Origin of the sequence: Spirulina sp. CCNP1310 (genome assembly GCF_034932185.1) — a bacterium.
Taxonomy (GTDB): domain Bacteria; phylum Cyanobacteriota; class Cyanobacteriia; order Cyanobacteriales; family Spirulinaceae; genus Spirulina.
In genome coordinates this window covers 1-2,729 of the sequence record NZ_JAYGHW010000083.1, presented here as the reverse complement: position 1 = coordinate 2,729, position 2,729 = coordinate 1, and the positions used below count along the sequence as shown (strand labels likewise).

6 protein-coding genes are annotated in these 2,729 nt (G+C 53.1%); all 6 read left to right on the top strand.

The window, feature by feature from the left end; translation table 11 throughout:
* The first annotated feature begins 41 nt into the window (after window positions 1-41).
* On the top strand, window positions 42-221 hold the full coding sequence (locus VB712_RS13970; RefSeq protein ID WP_323255729.1) for a hypothetical protein: 180 nt from the start codon (window positions 42-44) through the stop codon (window positions 219-221).
* A 6-nt stretch (window positions 222-227) separates the two neighbouring features.
* Window positions 228-476 (top strand): hypothetical protein, encoded by a 249-nt coding sequence (locus tag VB712_RS13965; RefSeq protein WP_323255727.1) that lies wholly within the window; start codon window positions 228-230, stop codon window positions 474-476.
* 2 nt (window positions 477-478) lie between these two features.
* Window positions 479-691 (top strand): hypothetical protein, encoded by a 213-nt coding sequence (locus VB712_RS13960; protein WP_323255725.1) that lies wholly within the window; start codon window positions 479-481, stop codon window positions 689-691.
* 35 nt (window positions 692-726) lie between these two features.
* On the top strand, window positions 727-963 hold the full coding sequence (locus VB712_RS13955; protein ID WP_323255723.1) for a hypothetical protein: 237 nt from the start codon (window positions 727-729) through the stop codon (window positions 961-963).
* On the top strand, window positions 950-1,201 hold the full coding sequence (locus tag VB712_RS13950; RefSeq protein ID WP_323255722.1) for a hypothetical protein: 252 nt from the start codon (window positions 950-952) through the stop codon (window positions 1,199-1,201). Before VB712_RS13955 ends, VB712_RS13950 begins: the two co-directional genes overlap by 14 nt.
* A gap of 224 nt (window positions 1,202-1,425) precedes the next feature.
* Window positions 1,426-2,646, top strand: coding sequence for an IS110 family transposase (locus tag VB712_RS13945; RefSeq protein WP_323255720.1), 1,221 nt, complete (start codon window positions 1,426-1,428; stop codon window positions 2,644-2,646).
* The last annotated feature ends 83 nt before the right edge of the window (window positions 2,647-2,729 follow it).

Here is a 2,729-nt window from a genome sequence, read left to right as displayed (position 1 = left end):
CCGGAGTTACAGCTTCAAGCCCATTTATCCCTTAAACCCTTATGGACAGCCAATCACATCTACAGGCCGCAATTCAGAAAGCGGCGCAAATTCAGCAAATTTTGAGCAGCGCGGATCAGAGCAATGCCTTTGATGCTGCCCTCAAGTGTGAGGCCATGGCCGCCCAAGTGAGCGACCACCTCTACAAAGTCGTTTACGGAGCAACCCGCAGCCGGGACTAACCGCAAATGATTGAGAACCCAACAACCGATAAGTTGGATCGCCTCTTTGAACTCCATGAGGCGATCGCCACCGCCTTCACCCTCTTACCGGAGGACATGACCGACAGCGATACCGGGGGAACCCTCCTAGATCTCTTTGATTCCCTTCGGCAAGACCTCATTGAGGAAATGCAGAACATGGGGTTAACCCGCTATGAAGAGCGTGGCATGACCGCGCAAATCATCAGAAACCGCCTAATCATCACCCAAGATTAACCATGGCCACCAAAATCAAAACCGAAAAGTGGGTGGTGACAGACACCCAAGGGCAACGCCGGATCGCCGTGTTCCGTTACCGTTGCCATGCGCTGATCTTCCTCCGTGGCATCCAGGCCGTTAACGCCAGATCGCCTCAGCGTTTCGACCTCACCTTCTGTTTTCCGGAAGGGCAAGAAGAGTTAGACGGCAAAGCCTGGGAAGAAATTCTCTAAACCATCGCAGCCCTCGCTTGAGGGCTTTTTTACCCATGGAACTGAAAGAACTGACCTTAGCCTACGAGTCACTGATTGAACAGATTGAAGAATTCGACTTTGAACAAGCAAAATGTCGAGTTACTTGGTTTGAAGAAACCGTTCCCGGAACTGATGAAATACCTAGCCAAGGCAATTTAGTGATGGTTTTCCGAGGTGAGCCTTACACCGCAGACTTGCTTAAACATTTCATCGAAAAAATTATCTACGGAAATGACAATGACCATGAATGACCTGCTGTACATCCCCTCTCTGAAAATGGGCGATCGCTGGACTGCTGGCGTTTGGATCAGCCTGTCCAACATCACCCACATCCTGGACTACACCGATAAGCATTGGGCGCATGAGCCTACGGTAGTTTGCCACTTTACCGATGGTAAAACCCTGAAAGTGCATGGCCCTGCTGCTCTCATGGTTAAAAACTACCTAAACAGTTTGGCCGATCAAGACGACCAAGATATCCCCTGTTAACCCCCAGATTCCCCCTCACTGGGGGGACTGTGGGGGGCAACCTTCACAAGCCATGCGGACGGGGCTTTCAGTCTGAAACAGGCTTCTCGCCTTTTTTGCTTCATAGGCTCCGTCGATGGCTTTTTACGGGGAAGAAGTTAATGCTGTCAGAGTGAATTCGGCTTCGGCTGTTGGGTGATTCGTCGGCTTTCTTCCTTTCAATTACTTCACCCTTTCAACAGAATATGAGCTTAATTGTGATCGGTCTTGATGTGTGCCGCTCATCCGTTGTGTGCTGCAAACTTTTCGCAAAACCAACGGAGCCGCGTGATTATTATGACGATACCGCTGAGTTCGTCACCTGCCATGCTGATGCTGCAGGTGTGGGGCGGTTGCTGGATATGGCCAAGGGCTATGAACGGGCGATCGCCGTCATGGAACCAACGGGGGTGAATTACTCCCAACTGTGGGGGACGCACCTGGCGCGGAACGGTGTCGAGGTTTGGTTAGTCGGACATACTCAGCTTGCCAGCTACCGGGAATCCTTGGATATTGAGGATAAAACCGACGAATTGGACGCGATGGCCCTGGCCTGTTACTGGTTCGACTACAACAGCAACCCCCGCCGATTTGTTCAGGTTCGCACGGGGGCGATCGTTCGGATCAGACAGATTGTTTTGCGCCTTGCCCATCTCAACCGCGTCCAATCCCCCATCATCAACCGGATTAGACAAGATCTCGCGTGGCAATTTCCCGAAGGGGCGAATGTCCAGACGCGCACCAGATCCGCTAATGCTCCCCTGCTTTGGGGTTGGATCGCCGGGATTCGGAAAAGTGCGAAGTACGATCGCCTCTACTCAGCAACGGTAGGCAGTGGCTTAAGGCCAGAGGCGATCGCCCATGCCCAACGCCTTTGTAATCTCCATACCGAAGAATGGGAGCTTGAGAACGAATTGCGCCAACTCTCTGCCCTCCCAGAGTTTGCCCCCTATCAGCGGGTGTTTGCCCGGTTCCAGTTTGGCCAACGGGTGGCGGCATTGTTGTTAAGCCAGATCTTCCCCCTTGAGAACTACCTGGGAGACGACGGGAAACCCATCGTCCTGGTGCGAAAGGGTAAGCAGTCGGGCAAACCCACGAAACGCCACAAGTCACGCCGTCGCTTTGAGAAGGCGTTAGGATGCGCCCCCCGTGAACATTCCTCAGGGGCCACTAAACGATCATCGGTGGTGGGGGGGAGTGACCTTTGCCGGATCGCCCTCTGGCAATGGTTCTTTACCACCATCGAGGTCAGGAGAAACCGGAAAACCCCCATTATCCAGGAACTGGGGAAAATCTACGATGACCAAAAAGGGGGCGGAACCCCTATTGCTTTGGTGCGATCTCGTTGCCGGGGACGGGCGGCCCGGGCGTTGTTCTATGCTTTGGTGGATGAACTAACCGTCATCGAGGAGCAAAAAGCGGGTTAACTGATTGCTGATCTGATGGGATGAAGGGGGGCGATCGCTCCCCTTTTTTAGTGGCGATCGACAGGGAAAAGTTCTAGAGTGAA